Origin of the sequence: Amorphus sp. 3PC139-8 (assembly GCF_040750475.1) — a bacterium.
GTDB lineage: Bacteria > Pseudomonadota > Alphaproteobacteria > Rhizobiales > Amorphaceae > Amorphus.
The window spans coordinates 1-15,067 of record NZ_JABJVY010000031.1 but is presented as its reverse complement, the minus strand read 5'-3'; the positions used below and the strand labels follow the sequence as shown (position 1 = coordinate 15,067).

Genomic DNA, 15,067 nt, shown 5'->3' with positions numbered 1-15,067 from the left:
CGATGCCGGCCCCGTCCAATCCCTCCCGCACCAACGACGACGATCCCGCCCTCATCGGCCTCGTGCTGATGATGGTTGCGGTCGTCGGCTTCGGTTTTCTGCTTCGCTACTACGCGGCCCCCATCAACCTATTTGTAGGAGCGGTCTCCTGGATCCACGTCGCCCCCGCCGCGTTACTAGCCGAGATCCTGACCAAGACGACGATCGCGCCGGCACTCGGAATTCCGGATGCCATGTTCTGGCGCAGAGCAACGCTCGTCTGGAACTATCTAAATCAGGGCACGTTCGACACGATGTCGCCGACCCAACGCTCGGCCATCTTGTCGACCGCGGGCTTCTACGCGGCCATCCTCTATGCTCCCATCATAGCTTGGCTCGGGGTTCGAGCCCGCCGCTACAGGGTCGACGAGGTCCACCGCGGCAAACTCTCACTCAGCCAGATGATCGTCGAGCAGACCAAGCACTGGCACACCGGGCGTCCGGCCCGGGTCATCGACCCCAACTATCTGCCGGACACCAACCATGACGAAATTCGAGCCGCCTTCCAGAAGGCCCGTTCCAGAGTCCAGAGGGAAACTCCCGACCTGGGCCTCCTCCTCCAGCCGGAGAGCGCTCCGGTCCGCCCCCCTAGAACGGGTCGATCCTTGCGCCCTGAGGAGTGGATCTCATCTGTTGGACTGCTCGAAGACCAAGACGGGGACCTCCCGATCGAGGACCTGGTTGAGGTCCTTTCCGCTCAGCTGGTCTTTCCCTGGAAAGGCTTCGACCAGCTGCGACCGTACCAACGCGCGCTGTGTGCGATTTTTGCTGCAATGTATGATATCGGCTTTCCGAAAAGCCAGCGCTCACCCTACGGTCGCGACGACGCAAACTGGCTCCTAGACGCGCTCGGCATTCTATTCGAGAAAACCGGCCACCGAAAAGGAATGGATGCCGCGATCGCCGCCGATGCTCAGGTTGCCGAGCGCATCGACGCTATCCTCTCCAGTGTCGCCGCCCGCCGATTGCAGGTGAACGTCGCCGCTCGCCACGCCTGGGTCGCGACGGCCATGATCGGAATGCTGGTCAACGCGCGCAAGGGCCGAGGCGTTCTCGCGACCGCCCAGTTCAATTGGCTGAAGTACGAAGATCGCCCGCTTTGGTATGCGCTCAACTGGGCCGGCGTCGAGCCATCCGCCGTAGAGTGTGCGGCGGTCGTTGCGCACTACAAAGCCGAAGTCCAATTCGGGTTCCCCATTGCTCATCCAACTGTCTGGCAGGCAGCACGGGCGCTCCATGACGAATATCTCGACATGACCCCTGAAAGAAAAAAACTTCGCACAGAACGCCGAGAGGCCTCCAAGAGTCTTTCGGAAATCGTTACCGGGGCGTTCCGCCCAACGACCGAGACCAGCTGATGATTTCTATTCTCGCGGCAGCGCTCGCAACGACGTTTCTACTTTACAACGTCATTCTCCCTGCCGCCTGGGAGCAGTATGACCAAATCGGCTACCAGGCCGACGCCGATGCGGAAAGCATGCTCCGCTACCACCAACGAGCGGTCGACCTGGTTGATGCGGATCCTGCGTCCTTCAGCCCGGGGAGCGAACTCGTCACCGTCGACGTCCGATATCCCTATACCAATCTCGGCATATGGCGCGCCCAAGTCGTAGTCGCCGACGGGAATCTCGGCATCGTGACGGCCCCCGCCGACTTCGGATCCTCGACCACGCGATCGGAAGCCGAATATCAAGCCATCCTGACCACCCTGAGCCGACGCAATGTTGTCGGGATTGGGTCCGCCCTCGGAACCTTCCCTTCGTCCGCCCCTGCGACAGTCGGGGGCATCACTCTCACCTCGATCGGAACGCCGATCGCTCCGGGAGCGCCAACACTGGTCACGCGCCTCGCAGCTTCCCCGACAGCGCCCTAGCACGCCGAGCAACCGATGACAGTCCCCCCTCTCCTCAGTTTCGCAACGCTCGGCATGCTGATGCTCGCGGCGATCGCGATGCCGCGATATGCGCGGTGGTGTTCCCAGCGCGCTGCGCATGCCGCTGGCGTCGCCAGTTCCCTGCCTCCTCTGGACTGGACCGGTCGCATCCTTATCGGTCTCGGCGCGGCGGCCGCCTTGCTGGCCTACGCCGTTCAGACCATCGGTGTGGCAGAACCTGCCTACTTCGAGGCAGCCATCTCCGCGATCCTTGCTCTGTTTCTCATGGGCGAGGCGGCTGCCGACCGGAACTGGTGCTTTGCCCCGTACGGTTTGATGCTCCCCATTGTCATTTGCTCGGCAGCGCTGTCCCCCTACGGCGCTCCAAACGCCTTCGTTGTCGCGGCCGGAATGTGGGCGGGCGCCTACGTGCTCACCATCGTCCAGATCCGCACCGGATATTTGACCGTCGTGACCCAGGACATCGTCGCAGCTCTCATGCCGTTGCTCCTCTTCGGGGTCAGCCTCTGGGCGGTTGCGACCTATCTCACCACAGCAGCTGCGCTTGCCCTTGCCCTATCCCTCGGCCCGAGCAAACCGGCCATTGCCGCGGCCCACGAGACCGGCATGACCCTCGGGCCGGCGCGCGTGCACATCCCGTTCTGCGCCGTCATGTTTCCCATCCTCGCCGGCTGTCTCTTGTGGAAGGTGCTCGCCGCCTTCCCACCGGTGCACCACGCAATCTCGATGGTAGGATTGTGAAAATGCAGATACTTCCTTCTTTCACGTCGCCCACCTGCTCCAGTCCTCCGTTCGGCGCGCGTGGCCGTTCAACCCTCACCGTCCATGAGCGCGCCATATCGCTGATGGAGGCGATCCTCGGTTTGACGATCATGCTGGGCGTGATGGCGACGACCGCGCTCATGCTCAACGATCAGCGAGAAAGCCAGCAGGAAGCCGTATCGGCGGAATCCATGGGGATCATTCTGCGAGCTGCCCAGAACTACGTACAGGCCAACTACGACACCCTCCTCAACGAGCTTGCCGGGGTCGCCACCACCACCGGCGCCGGCATTCGAAGCCAAGACATCGATGTCGTGACCGACGCAGGCTTTCTTCCCCCCGCGTTCCTCAACGACGGCAGCACGGCATCGAACTTGTGGGATCAGAGGTACGCCCTCCTGTCCCGGATCGTGCTCAACGGCGACACGACCAACCCACCGGCCACCGTAACGGGTGGTCAAATCGCCGGAGCCGGCGGGCTCGGCACCAACAACATTCCCGACGCCTGGGAGGACGATATCCTGGACGCCGGCACCGGCAACGACGAGCTAGGTCTCGAGATACTTCTGGTGACCTACGACGGCGAGGAGATCGACCCGAACCGGGGAAACCCGATCGCGGTCCTTGCCGGCCCGGACGCGGGTTTCGTGCGGGTCGCCGATTCCGCCAGCGGTCCCTACGGCGCCTGGACCATCGACCTCACCCCCTATAGCGGCCTCTCCGAATATCCAAGCGAGGGTCATTTCGCGTCCCTTGTTTCCCTTTCCGGCTATGGGCCTATCCTGTCGGGAGAAGTCGACCTGCGCCCCTACCTCAATCGGTGCGAGGGCCTCACCGGCGCGACCCTCCAAGACTGCCTGAACAGCCCGCCCAATGAGGTCTATGGATCCGTCGTTTTTCAGCAGGACCAGGACGGCGACGGTGTCGACGAGACGCCGACTGTGATTCAGGGCCTCTCCGAGATCGAATGCCCGCCCGGAACCGTCACCGCGTCCGTCGGTATCCTCTTGATCGACTGCCCGACCACGCGCACCTCCGGCCAGCTGATTGTCGACACGGACGTGAACATCGGAAACAACCTCCAGGTCGCGAACGGCGCCGGCGTCGGCGGGGACCTTACGGTCAACGGCAACGGCGCGTTTGGAGCCGATGTCTCGATCGCGCAGGACCTGGCCGTCACCGGCGACGCGACTGTGCAAGGCGGCGTCTGGTCGAATGACGGCTTCACGACCCCTGGCGATCTCGACGTCGGCGGTGACGCCCGCTTTGGCAACGACATCGATGTGGATGGCGACGCGGCGATCGACGGTCAGATGCAGACCAGCCAGGCCGTGGTGACGTCACTTCACCGCCCTGGCGAGACACTCCGAGACATCTCCGAGGGGGTCTATGACGTCATCGTCGCTGAATCCGGCGACTCCATCGCCAAACCGACGTGCCCTCCGCAGAATGCCGAAGGCTTTTTGATGGCCCCCCGCATCTACGTCTCGACCATGTCCGCAGCCGATTTCGACGGGCGGCCGATTGTCGGGACCCGAACCTTTGCCACTGACACCGGCCCGAATTGGCAAGTCCGGATGCTGAACTTCGTCGGCCAGGACGTGTTCACGAACGACACAGCAAACCCGCCTGGCCGGTGCACCGAGTCCGGATTGACCACGACCAATTGGCGCTTCTGTGCCGACGTCAACGGCGACGGCGTCATTGCCGGCGATGGCCAGGCGGATGTCTACGAGGTCGACGGCGGCTACGGAAAAATGATGGTGGTCGTCCGTTGCTTCTGACCGCGAGCCCCTCTTAGAAGGGGCTCGGCCCCATCTCCGTGTTTGGGCGACGATCGTTCTCTTCGACGTCCTCTTCTACATCCTTCGCTGGCTCCGGATCGGGCGTCCGCCCGGTCGCGACCAGGTCCGCTGCTGCCGGCGGCGTCATCACTGCCCTGGCGGCGTCATCAGCCGCCGCGGCCGCCAGCATAGCCTCTCTCACGTCATCCGGCAGATTGCGCAGAATTGCCGTCAATCCTCTCCCAATAAGCTCGGGGCTCATCCCGGCCGTGGACGCTTCGCGATCGCGTACTTCGACGCCACCGATGGCTGCGGCGTTCCGGGAAACTTCTTCAATCATCTGACTTGCGCGTCGGTCGCGAAAGCACAGCGGGGCAGCCTGCAGGCTCTCTCGGCCGATTGCGCTCAGGGTCAGGGTCCACCCGTCCAATTCCACCAGCCGCTCCGCTGCCGGCGCGTCGGCGTGCACATGCCAAAGCGCCGGGCGCCCCAGACCCTCATGGTCCAAGATATCCAGCAGGACAGAATCCACGGGCCACTTGCGCACCCCTGTCGCTCTCTTCTGCCCCCAGGGAACCCCGAAGCGAGGCTCGCGGAACCATTCCATTTCCTCTAGTGCACCCCGAACCGCCTCCGGCGCGTCTCGGCCCACCCACACACCCCGTTCTCTACGACGATCGCATCCCGCCTCTATCGCGCGTCGCGCCACGACCGCGAAGAGCGCATCATCCGCATCCTGCGCCTGAGCTTCACCGTCAGACCGTAGCTTCCTCATCCTCCGAGCCCCTTCAGCCGATGGCAGCGGATAGAGCCCTTCGTGCGGCGCGCCAGCCTCCACCGGCGCCGACTGCAACAACATGTCCGGATCGAACCCAACCACCCCGGCCAATCGTGCGGACTGCTCAACGGCCTTCACTCCCTCCGCTCCGATCCCACTCGATTCCGTTCGCGGGTACGAGACGGCTCCCGTTTGATACAGTCGCTGCAGTGCCTCAGCTCCTGCCCGAAGCCCCACCCCGAACCAACGACGTGCAGCGCCGAGCGCCGACGCGGTATTGTGCAATTGCGCACCGACAAACCGATCCCAGACCCCAGCTGACAACGGCGACACCAACCGGACCGAGCCCGGGATGTTTCCGCCTTGATAGGCGTTCGCCAAAGCGACCAATGCATCTGGCGGCGCCACCCCCGACCACACCGGCAGCCGAGCGGCGAAATCCGCCCCGCAGGTGGCCGACCGGCATCGCAACACGATCTCGCCAACCTCCGGCCGATATCCTTCCGATGCCGCAACAGTACCAAGCAAAGCACTCCGCACACGCCCGACCGACAATCCGGATCCCGGTCGACTGAACGTGTGGCCAATCAACCGATCCGTGACCGCCCGCACGCGCCCCGCCAGCGCCCGCCGCTGCAAGACACCGACTTGCCCGGCCAGCCGCTTCCTTCCCGCCAACGCTTTGGCTATCCCCTCCTTCGTCATCGACGTCGGCAGAGCTCTGGACACATTCCCCAGCTGCACCCCTGCCTCCAAGAGAAGGGTCAACACCTCAAGCGCGATCACATCTCCCTCGTCGTCCACGTCAGTCGCGATGACGACCTCATCTCCGTGCTCCGCCGCCGCCCGGGCGGCCGCTCGCACCCTCGCGCTGTTGCGTTCATCCCAGCGCCGCGCCGGCTCCAAGACCCGAGGCGCCGACCCCCGCAGTTCGATGCCAAGCGGAAACAAAGTCTCTGGAAACGCATTCAGGTGGCCGAATGTGGCGATCACGGAGCCACTCACCCCCGCGCCAGTCAATACCGCTTTCCAGGCCGCTATCTTCCCGAACGCTTCGACAAACACCCTGACCTCCCCCCCGGCCCGAAGTCCGAGGATTCCTTTTGGGCTGCTCATGCGGCCCTCCGGATGGTTCCTGCTTCGCCGGGCGCGCGATCGCGTCCCTCCACAGGCATCGACGACAGGCCCTGCCGCAGGATGGTATTCGCCGCGTTGACGTCGGCATGGTCGGTGTGGCCGCAGGCGGTGCAGGCGAACACGGCCCGCGCCCTCCGGCTTGCCCGATCCACGGCGCCGCAGGCCGAGCAGGTCTGCGACGTGAAGGCGGGCTCGATGGCGACCAGATGCCCGCCGCGGGCCGGCAGCTTGTAGGCCAGCGCCGCGCGGAAGGCGAACCAGCCGCCATCGAGAATGGAACGGTTGAGGCCCGCCTTGGCACGCACGTTGCGCCCCGGCTCCTCGACCGTTCCCCGCGCCGACGCGGACATGGACCGCACCCGCAGGGCCTCGACCACGACGACGCCTTGGCTCTCGGCGATCGCGGTCGTCTGCTTGTGGATCCAGTCCCGCCGGATGTTCGCGATCCGCGCATGCAGCCGGGCGACCTTCGCCACGGCCTTGCGCCGGTTCGCCGAGCCCTTCTTCTTGCGGGCCACGGCCCGCTGCAGGACGGCGAGACGCTTGCGGGCCGCCGCATAGGCGCGGGGCCCCTCGATCAGCCGCCCGTCGCTGGTCGCGACGGCGACGGCCACGCCCATGTCGAGCCCCAGGGGCGGCAGGGACGACGGTGCGGGCTCCACCACCTCGCGACGCCACTGGATCGCGGCCGACCAGACGCCCGCGCGCCGCGAGACCGTGAGGCTGCGGAGCTCGCCGGGGATCGCATACCAGCCCCGGAACCGGACCCAGCCGACCTTCGGGATGCGCACCATGCCGCTGTGGCGGCCGGTGCGCCGGACGGTGAAGCAGGCCGGGTCGCTCTCGCGAAAGCTGTCGCGGCCGCCCTTGCTGCGGAACTGCGGATAGCCGGCCCGGCCGGCGAAGAAGGCCTGGAACGCGCGATCGACGTCCCTCAGGGCGTTCTGGAGCGCGTGGACGGGACAGTCCCGCAGCCAGTCGACCTGGCGGCGCAGCGCCGTGAGCTCGCGCGCCTGCTGCCCGAAGGAGAAGCGCCGTCCCGGCCGCCACCAGTCCCGCCGCTGCTCGAGGGCGAGGTTGTGGACGAAGCGGCACGCGCCGGCGATGCGCGCCATCGCCGCGGCCTGGGCCGGCGTGGGGTAGAGGCGATAGACATTGGCGCGCATCTGCTCCATACGCAACTCGTACGAACAGATTTGGTTTTTCGCAAGATGGATTGCGGCGCGCCGCCGTCGATTGTGCGCGAGCGCGTCGAGAACCAGCGATAGACCGGCCCCTGACCCCTACCTGAAGAACGGGGCTTGCGGGGCGAAGATCGGCCACCAACGCACCAACCTCCCAACAATCCCCAGCAGGCGAACCGTCCCGATATTGCTTTTCGCAAAACGATCCGTCTAGCATTTGGCGATTCGCACCGAGCCTCACCTCGTCTGGAGACGGACATGCTCACCCGCCGCGATGCCCTTGTCGCCGCTGCGGCCGCCGTCGTCACGATCGGGACGTCGCGGCCCTCGTGGCCTGCCGCTCCCCAGACCCACGATGGGTCCCCGGCACGCCCGGGCACCAATCTCGATCTGCTCGTTCCGGCTATCGAACCCTACCTGGAGCTTACCAACCAGAACACGGGGGAGACCTACAAGGGGCACTTTTTTCGCATATCCTACGACATGGACGCCGTCGCCTCCCTCAAGTGGTTTCTGCGCGACTGGCGTCGGTCTGAAGTGCGCGATATCGACGTTCGGCTGTACTGGGCGCTCGCAGCACTACGCATGGCGGCCAAGAAAGACGGCCATGACGGCAAGATCGTCGTCACATCCGGGTACCGCAGCAAAAAGACAAACAGCTCAATCGAGGGCGCTGTCCCAAACAGTCTCCACATCGACGGCCGCGCCGTCGACTTCACCGTTCCGGGAATCCCCACCAGCGACCTGTTCACATATATCCAGTGGCTTGGCGTCGGCGGGGTTGGTCACTATCCCCGCCGCCACTTCATTCACATGGACACTGGGCCCGAAGAGCACTGGGTCAGGCGCTGAGGATTAGAATTCGACGCGGTTTCCGCGTGGTCTCATTTCTGATGGCTTGCCCGATGCGAGCCATGCCGCACCGGCCCACAGTACCCCTGCGGGATCTGCGCGTTCGATCCCGCCTCAGCGCAACGCCGTCTCTGCCGCGCGCTGTCCTCTTTGCGGCGGCTCGTTCCATCCGTCGGCGCCACCTCCTTCTCTCCCACGAAGAACGGAGCCAGTCCCTCGAAGAAGAACTCCGCCGACGCTCGCTCTGCCCCAGAGACCGACAGCACGGCCGCCGCGGCCACAACCACCATAGCGCGCATCACACCACCTCCAATGACGTGCTTCCACCCAGGAACGCATCGACCAGAAGCCGATCCTCCCACGCCTGAGCCACCTCGCTCGGTTCGAGAACGTCCCTCCGGATCGCACGACGAACATCCAACGACCAGATCAGGCATTCATGCAGGAAGCCCGGCGCAATAAGCGCGATTTCCTCGAAATCCTCGGCATCCCCTACGGACCGGTCCAGGACCGCCGACAACCCCCTCCAAAGAAGCTCGCGAGACACGCCCTTGATCCCCTCCAGCGCTACTCTGTCTTCGCCCACAAGGCACTCGCCGGTCGCAATCACTTCACGAACCATCGACTGGCTCGGAAAGGCCCGGGGGGGATCTTCACGGCCGCCAAGCCCCCCGCACTCCTTCAGCCGATCGACGACCGTCGTCGCGATGCAATCCCATCCGAAGCCGAAGATCCAAAGCTGCGGAACCGGGCAGCCTCCGGCACTCGGTGCCAGTATCGCCACGTGCGTCTCTCGCCACCCGATATCCACCGCCACCGACGGCCGTCGGAACACTCTGGTCGCCTCGAGCAGCCTCACCCCCGCGCACATGGGAAGGATTGAGAGCCCGGCCGACATGTTCTCGCGGCGAAACAACCCTTGTGCTTCGCTGCTTTCGGGCGAGATCACTTGCGCTGCCCCGCCCGGATACCACGGCGGGCTGATCCGGCGGCCGGTAATTGCGCTCAAAAAGGGCCGCTCGGAGTGCCAAGGCCCCATGCCCTCGCGCTCCTCCTCCCACCCACGCGCCGGAAATCCGACACGGACACCTCGGTAGCTGGCCTCTTTCGCCCCTCCTTGCACCACCAGCTCCCGCGGCTCTTTCCGCGTGCCCTTGCTCGCCGCCGGCGTTTCCTCCGGATCGGGCGCCGCCTCCAAGGTTTCGAGAGCCGCCGCCGCTTCGACCGCGAACAGCCGAGCTTCGTCTTCTTCCTCGAGCGCCATGTCCGCGAGTGCCTCGCCCTCTTCGCTCGCAACGGCCCACCCTTGGCCCGTGTCGCCCGTCAATACTCGAGACAGCCGCGAAAACACGGCCTCCCTCTCATATTCTCGGCCCTTCTTGATCAGTCCATTTGCCATCTCCGACTCCACGCTCACGTTTCCGCACCGATTTTCACGCGCCGGCGATCGCGCGTTGGCGATCCCTCTCCCTTTTTGCGGTGCGCCGATCGCGCCTGCCGGTACCTGCCGCGATCCAGCAGGATTTCGGCCCCGAAATCGACACTGGCCCGTCGATCGCTCAACCGCCGGGCTGACCGGAACCGTCCGGCAACAAGCGAGCGAGCTTTTCGGATTGCATTCGGAAAATCATAGCCGCGTGTCTCGACAATCCGAAACACCCCGGCGGCCAGGAGAAACAGAATGAGCGTGCTCAGCCGCAGATAGAGAACCAGCGCCGCGATGAACACCACGATCCGCGCATCAAAGATCAAAAACCGCGCCGGGCGCATGGTCTCGCGCCAGAAGAGGTTGCTACCGTACATCGCCCCTCCCCTTCCACGACTGCAGAGCCATCAGCATCCTGCGCGAGTCCTCCGAGATGACGCCCCTCCGAAAGTAGCTCTCCACATCCGCCTCGAGCCTCCGGCGCATAGGCCCCCCGTCGCCGTCCGATGCCATCAGCTCGCTCACGATTTCCGGCCACCGATCCGTGTGACGGTTGTAGAGCTCAGACCGTAGTTCAGGGGTTATCTGCAGATACTCCCGGACGGGCACTCTGCCAGGTTCGTCCGACCGCTCCACCAGGAACTGGACCATCAGGAATCTCAGGGACGTCAGCAGGTTGAAGCTCTCGCCTTCCCTCTGCTCCCCAGGAAAAACCATCACAAGCCGCCGCAAAGCCTCAACGACCGATCCCGCGTGCGTCGTCGTATAGACCAGGTGCCCTGTCAGCGAGGCCTCGATCGTGGCCTGGATCGTAGGGAGATCGCGGCACTCTCCGACGTTGATGATATCCGGGTTACGACGCAGCGCAGACCTCACCCCTTCGGCGAAGGTCTTCACGTGCCGCGGGATCTCAGACTGCCCAATGATCGAGGCCGAGCCTTCCATGTCTGCAAGGACGTCGCGGTAGGTGTATTCAATCGGGGCCTGAAGATCGACGATCTTGACCGGGCGCTCTTTCCACTCCAGCCATCGTCGGGTCATCGCCGCCATCGTGGTCGATTTCCCGTGCCCGGTCGCACCGCAGATGACAATAACCCCGTTGTTCGCCAACACCGCGTCCGCGATGTCCTCTGTCAGCGACACCGATTCCCATGTCGGGGTTTTCGTCGGAAGCACGCGGATCGTAATCTCGACCCCGGCCCCTTCCCTGCCGAAAATCCCGGTAGCGTTTACGCGGAACCGTTGCCGGATACCGTCCGCCTGGGTCAGCTCATAGGAGAAATCCAGCACCTCGCCGCGGTTGATTTCCGCCACGGCGTTGGCGTCCCCGTACAGCTCCGCCAGCACCATGTTGACGTCCGTCGTCGTCCATGCTCTCCGCGATGCCCGGTACTTACGACCGTATATCTCGCACCGCGGCTGGATGCCGGACTGAATCGTGATGTCCGACGCATTCGACTGCACGCACGACATGAGAAATCGTCGGAAGCTCGGCTCATCGAGCCGCTGCGGCTCCTCCTTCAGCGCGCGAACACTCGTTGCATCGACCGACACCGCGAACGGCTCCGCCTGGTCAACGCCCTCGCGAACCCGCATCGAGCTCACGATCGGACCCGGCTCCCGCCCGACGTCGATCATTCGCTCGCCCCGGAGCGACCGATCGAACCCCGTTCCACGATCGCCGCGTCCTCTGGACCCGGGGTAACGGCGCGCCAAACCCGCGGATCCGCCTCGAACTGCGCTTCGCCTACGATTTGAACGACACGTTCGCCTATTCGCATCGTATCCCCGCCGCCAGTGACACCGAAGTCGGCGTCAGCAACCACGATCCTGTTCATCATGCCCTGCGCCACCAGCCGCCGGTACTCGGCCATGCCCTCGAAATCTCGCCGCAAGCGCGCCAGCTTTTCTTCCAGCGCGGCGTCCGCCTGGGCCATCCCTGCAGCGTAGCCGGCCTCAATCTCCCGCTTGAACACCGCTACTTCATCACGAGATTGGGGCTTCAAACTCGACGCCAGTTCCTCGGGCTCCTCGGCCGCGAACAGCAAATAGTCTCGCCACGTGGGCACCACCGGCGATAGCCGACCTGGGGCGACGATCTGCAAATACTCGTCAGCCGCCGTTACCCGAGTGCCGTCCGTATCGCCCTCGAACGCCGCGAACGATCGCCCGACGACCGGCGGAAGCACATAGCCTGTGTCGCGCGGAGCAGACATCGCCACTCGACCGAAGTCGAACACGGCATCCAATTCCCTCGACTGCACCTCAAGCCGCTTCTCGATCTGCCAGGCACGGTACGCATAGCCGAGCTGGCTCCCATAGCTCAGCGCCGCTTCCCGCAGGGCCTGCCCCCGGATCCCGCCCAGCCCGTCCATCTCCTTGCGCGGATCGACCGCTTCAATTTTTACGTCGGCTAAGGTCTTCGGCGGAGGTCCCAGTTGGAGGTCGTCATGCCCACCTATCTGGGGCACCGGCGCAGGCACCGCCGCCGGCGGTGCCTCGCCGAGCGCCACGCACCCCACCAGAGACAGGCAACCGGTAATCGCTATTGCGCGCGCAACCCGTTCCACGCTCAACCCCTGCTCTCGTACCGCAACTCGATCGTCCCTCGTTGTGGGTTGAGAACGACCGTGCCCCGATCCACGACCAGCGTCCCCGCGTCTCTCACTACGGTCCATAGCGGCGCCTCCTTTCGCGTGATCGACACCGTCGGAGGCGCTGGCTGACGGACGCCGGACACCACCAATCGATACCCGGCCACGTCCGCCAGAGACTGAAGCAGCGGCTCAATCGGTCCTTGCCAATCAACCGAGACCAACTGCACCACCTCCGCCGGCAGCTCCACACCTGGCGGAACCATCTGAGCTGGCGCCGGCGCCAAGGGCGCGGACGCCGCCACCTCGACCTCCGCGATTGCCGCCGAAGCCGCGGCGCTCTTCTTTGCGGCCTCAGCGATCTCCGCGTCGATCAACGCCAACGGCGCGGGCTCGGGCGAGGCGCTATGCGCGCACCCGCCAACCGCCACAGAACAAATCAGCCAAACCACACCGACACGTGCCCGTCGAACACCTTCCGACGCCGAACGAACGAGTTCATCGAACATGCCGAACCTCCTCCTCGAACGCGCCGGACCGACGCATTGGGCGACCCAGCGCTTGCCGGTGGCCGCGCTGTGCATGATATGAGCCGCTTGTCTTTTCGCAAAACTTCAACTGCATTTGGATGCCGAAGCTTGCCGATTTTTGTGGAGTGGACAACTCGAACTGGCAGGAAAAAGAAATGCGCTTTTCGCACGACGGCTCAGCCTGTACCTTCTTTTCAAAACCACCGACTGAAAAGAAGGTACGCGCCGTCGAAAAGAACCTACCGTGAATTGACAATTCCGAACCCTGAACACACGCGAAAAACCGATTGAAAGGAATATTGCGAACCACCGAAATGACACCTTCTTCTCACCCCATCTTTTCACCGACTCAATCCCGACCGGGACCCTCTCCATGACCGCGGCCCTCTCTCCTCACTACGCAAAAGCTGTCCGCTCTCTCATTCTCGCAGCCGACCGCCGCCTCGGCGGCACTCCCTTGTCCGCGAACGAACTCGCCAACCAGCTCGCTCTCCGCGGACCATGGCTTTCTGAGTCCAGTTTAACCCGCGATCGACGAGCCCTACGCCTCTGGCTCGACGCCGCCGCTGACAACCCGGCAACGGCGATCGACGTCCTCGTCGCTGCCCTTCCGGCCGGCTTTGACGACGCCCACCGCCTCCTCGATCCAGCTCTCCCCATTCCGATCGAGGAGCTCGAAGCCGCGCGTGCGACCCTTTCCCAGAAAACCTCCGAGATCGCCAACCTCGGTCGCCACCTCATGGAGGAATACCTCGAACCACTCTTAACGGATGATCCAACCGCCGATCCCAACAGCCTCGTCGAGACCGTTGCCGGTTTCGCCCGACCCGCGCAGCTCATCCATTTTGGCCGAACCGCCGGCGGTCGCTACGTCCCGCTCAATGCCGAAATCCTGGAGCGCATCTCCCGCTATCTCGATCCCGCACGCGACAACATCGAACTGCTTCGCTCAGTCGCCACCCATCAACCGAACCGCCCTGCTCTCGCAGCACTCCTGTTCCGCGCCAGTTGGTACACGGGGCTCCGCCCCTATGAGTGGTGGCACTCTACACTCCTGGTCGACCGCCGCGGACAGCACACCGACGCCGAGAGCTTCGTCATCGCCGCCCTCGAAGCGCGCCACGCCACGAGCTTCGCCCAGTCGACCCGAGACCCCGCCGAGATCATCGCCGCGCACTCCACCGCTACCGCGACCGCACCAATTCTCCACGTCATCAACGCGAAGCAGACCAACGCCAATCCCATCATCGCCGCTCGAGAGCGCACACTCCGGCTTGAAGCCGTCCCAATCCCCGCGCTTCGCGACATCTATTTCGCGACCCAGCTCCGACACTTCTGGGCTCACTACGCGACCGAGTACGACGTTCTCCTCGCCGCTCTAACCCGGTACATCAACCGCGCGCACTCTACCCTTTACCCGACAGCCGGCGCGGTGAGCCTCTACACCCCCCGACACGATTTCATCGAGCGCGCGAAGCTTCGCTACACTCGGCCCGAGGTCGCCGCCCTCGCCGGTCACACCGGTCAGCGCAGCCCCTCCCACTACGGTAACCGCTACACCCGACAGACAACCGTCGGCGCCGAGCGGCACGCCTGGCTACCGAAGCCCGACCCGCTCCGCACCGAACAGATACACCTCCTGTGGAATGACCGCGGCCGCCCCGGACACTACCCGCCCGGCCCGCGCTGAAATCGCCTGGCCCTGGCGCCGAAGGCGCGCTTGCCTTGAATCGATCGATTGCCCTCGGAATCCTTCGGTTGTCCACCCCACGACCTGGTCACCCTCAGACAGCCGGGTCTGCCACCGCACAAACTAAAGGCCGATCGCTTATTCCATTTGAGCTAGCCTCACATTGTACTGGATAGCCTCCGGGCGAAGTGCCTAACCCTTTCCGCGCCCCCGGGATCCTGACATCAGCTCTCATCTGGCGGATGGGTCCGCTTCGTCACTTGACCAACAGGCGCTTGACCCGAATCCGGCGACTACCCTCGGAGATCTTCGGCAATCCGCTGCTATAGCGCGACATTCTGGGAGAGAGGTGCGCGACAATCTGGATGAGAATCTGGTGTCGCGGCGGTGATGATGA

At 64.5% G+C, this 15,067-nt stretch carries 13 protein-coding genes; 6 read left to right on the top strand and 7 right to left on the bottom strand.

Annotated features, from left to right (window positions below; genetic code table 11):
* Positions 1 to 2 precede the first annotated feature (2 nt).
* The 4 genes from HNS03_RS22080 to HNS03_RS22065 are packed head-to-tail and all read left to right on the top strand — an operon-like array spanning position 3 to position 4,479.
* Positions 3 to 1,397, top strand: coding sequence for a hypothetical protein (locus tag HNS03_RS22080; protein ID WP_367198220.1), 1,395 nt, complete (start codon positions 3 to 5; stop codon positions 1,395 to 1,397).
* A complete protein-coding gene (locus HNS03_RS22075; RefSeq protein WP_367198219.1) occupies positions 1,397 to 1,912 on the top strand; it encodes a hypothetical protein in 516 nt (171 codons plus the stop codon). The genes HNS03_RS22080 and HNS03_RS22075 overlap by 1 nt, the downstream gene beginning before the upstream one ends.
* Before the next feature lie 15 nt (positions 1,913 to 1,927).
* Complete coding sequence (locus tag HNS03_RS22070) at positions 1,928 to 2,674, top strand: hypothetical protein (RefSeq protein ID WP_367198218.1); 747 nt, start codon at positions 1,928 to 1,930, stop codon at positions 2,672 to 2,674.
* A gap of 2 nt (positions 2,675 to 2,676) precedes the next feature.
* Entirely contained in the window at positions 2,677 to 4,479 is a 1,803-nt protein-coding gene (locus tag HNS03_RS22065; RefSeq protein ID WP_367198217.1) for a hypothetical protein, read from the top strand.
* A 13-nt stretch (positions 4,480 to 4,492) separates the two neighbouring features.
* Here HNS03_RS22065 and HNS03_RS22060 read toward each other — a convergent pair whose 3' ends face one another.
* Together HNS03_RS22060 and HNS03_RS22055 are read right to left on the bottom strand one after the other, a co-directional pair.
* Complete coding sequence (locus HNS03_RS22060) at positions 4,493 to 6,322, bottom strand: toprim domain-containing protein (RefSeq protein ID WP_367198216.1); 1,830 nt, start codon at positions 6,320 to 6,322, stop codon at positions 4,493 to 4,495.
* A 47-nt stretch (positions 6,323 to 6,369) separates the two neighbouring features.
* Positions 6,370 to 7,569, bottom strand: a complete 1,200-nt coding sequence (locus HNS03_RS22055) for an RNA-guided endonuclease InsQ/TnpB family protein (protein WP_367198215.1) — start codon at positions 7,567 to 7,569, stop codon at positions 6,370 to 6,372.
* Positions 7,570 to 7,836: 267 nt separating this feature from the next.
* Between HNS03_RS22055 and HNS03_RS22050 the strand changes: the two genes are divergently transcribed.
* The gene (locus HNS03_RS22050) at positions 7,837 to 8,430 is read left to right on the top strand and encodes a YcbK family protein (RefSeq protein WP_367198214.1); all 594 of its coding nucleotides are present in this window, start codon (positions 7,837 to 7,839) and stop codon (positions 8,428 to 8,430) included.
* 298 nt (positions 8,431 to 8,728) lie between these two features.
* Here the strand turns inward: HNS03_RS22050 and HNS03_RS22045 are convergent, their stop codons facing one another.
* The 5 genes from HNS03_RS22045 to HNS03_RS22025 are packed head-to-tail and all read right to left on the bottom strand — an operon-like array spanning position 8,729 to position 12,833.
* Positions 8,729 to 9,829, bottom strand: coding sequence for a hypothetical protein (locus tag HNS03_RS22045; protein WP_367198213.1), 1,101 nt, complete (start codon positions 9,827 to 9,829; stop codon positions 8,729 to 8,731).
* Positions 9,830 to 9,843: 14 nt separating this feature from the next.
* Positions 9,844 to 10,233, bottom strand: coding sequence for an IcmT/TraK family protein (gene icmT / locus HNS03_RS22040; protein ID WP_367198212.1), 390 nt, complete (start codon positions 10,231 to 10,233; stop codon positions 9,844 to 9,846).
* The gene (locus HNS03_RS22035; RefSeq protein ID WP_367198211.1) at positions 10,223 to 11,494 is read right to left on the bottom strand and encodes a type IV pilus twitching motility protein PilT; all 1,272 of its coding nucleotides are present in this window, start codon (positions 11,492 to 11,494) and stop codon (positions 10,223 to 10,225) included. Before HNS03_RS22035 ends, icmT begins: the two co-directional genes overlap by 11 nt.
* Complete coding sequence (locus tag HNS03_RS22030; RefSeq protein WP_367198254.1) at positions 11,491 to 12,426, bottom strand: type IV secretory system conjugative DNA transfer family protein; 936 nt, start codon at positions 12,424 to 12,426, stop codon at positions 11,491 to 11,493. Before HNS03_RS22030 ends, HNS03_RS22035 begins: the two co-directional genes overlap by 4 nt.
* Before the next feature lie 2 nt (positions 12,427 to 12,428).
* Entirely contained in the window at positions 12,429 to 12,833 is a 405-nt protein-coding gene (locus tag HNS03_RS22025) for a DotD/TraH family lipoprotein (RefSeq protein ID WP_367198210.1), read from the bottom strand.
* Between the two features lie 520 nt (positions 12,834 to 13,353).
* Here HNS03_RS22025 and HNS03_RS22020 point away from each other — a divergent pair.
* Positions 13,354 to 14,670, top strand: a complete 1,317-nt coding sequence (locus HNS03_RS22020; protein WP_367198209.1) for a hypothetical protein — start codon at positions 13,354 to 13,356, stop codon at positions 14,668 to 14,670.
* Positions 14,671 to 15,067: the final 397 nt, after the last annotated feature.

Bases quoted from the DNA above. Each gene is read 5' to 3' on its own strand.
- HNS03_RS22075 (WP_367198219.1), top strand. From the start codon at position 1,397: ATGATTTCTATTCTCGCGGCAGCGCTCGCAACGACGTTTCTACTTTAC.
- HNS03_RS22065 (WP_367198217.1), top strand. From the start codon at position 2,677: ATGCAGATACTTCCTTCTTTCACGTCGCCCACCTGCTCCAGTCCTCCG.
- HNS03_RS22045 (WP_367198213.1), bottom strand. From the start codon at position 9,829: ATGGCAAATGGACTGATCAAGAAGGGCCGAGAATATGAGAGGGAGGCC.
- HNS03_RS22055 (WP_367198215.1), bottom strand. From the start codon at position 7,569: ATGGAGCAGATGCGCGCCAATGTCTATCGCCTCTACCCCACGCCGGCC.
- icmT (WP_367198212.1), bottom strand. From the start codon at position 10,233: ATGTACGGTAGCAACCTCTTCTGGCGCGAGACCATGCGCCCGGCGCGG.
- HNS03_RS22020 (WP_367198209.1), top strand. From the start codon at position 13,354: ATGACCGCGGCCCTCTCTCCTCACTACGCAAAAGCTGTCCGCTCTCTC.
- HNS03_RS22080 (WP_367198220.1), top strand. From the start codon at position 3: ATGCCGGCCCCGTCCAATCCCTCCCGCACCAACGACGACGATCCCGCC.
- HNS03_RS22035 (WP_367198211.1), bottom strand. From the start codon at position 11,494: ATGATCGACGTCGGGCGGGAGCCGGGTCCGATCGTGAGCTCGATGCGG.
- HNS03_RS22050 (WP_367198214.1), top strand. From the start codon at position 7,837: ATGCTCACCCGCCGCGATGCCCTTGTCGCCGCTGCGGCCGCCGTCGTC.
- HNS03_RS22070 (WP_367198218.1), top strand. From the start codon at position 1,928: ATGACAGTCCCCCCTCTCCTCAGTTTCGCAACGCTCGGCATGCTGATG.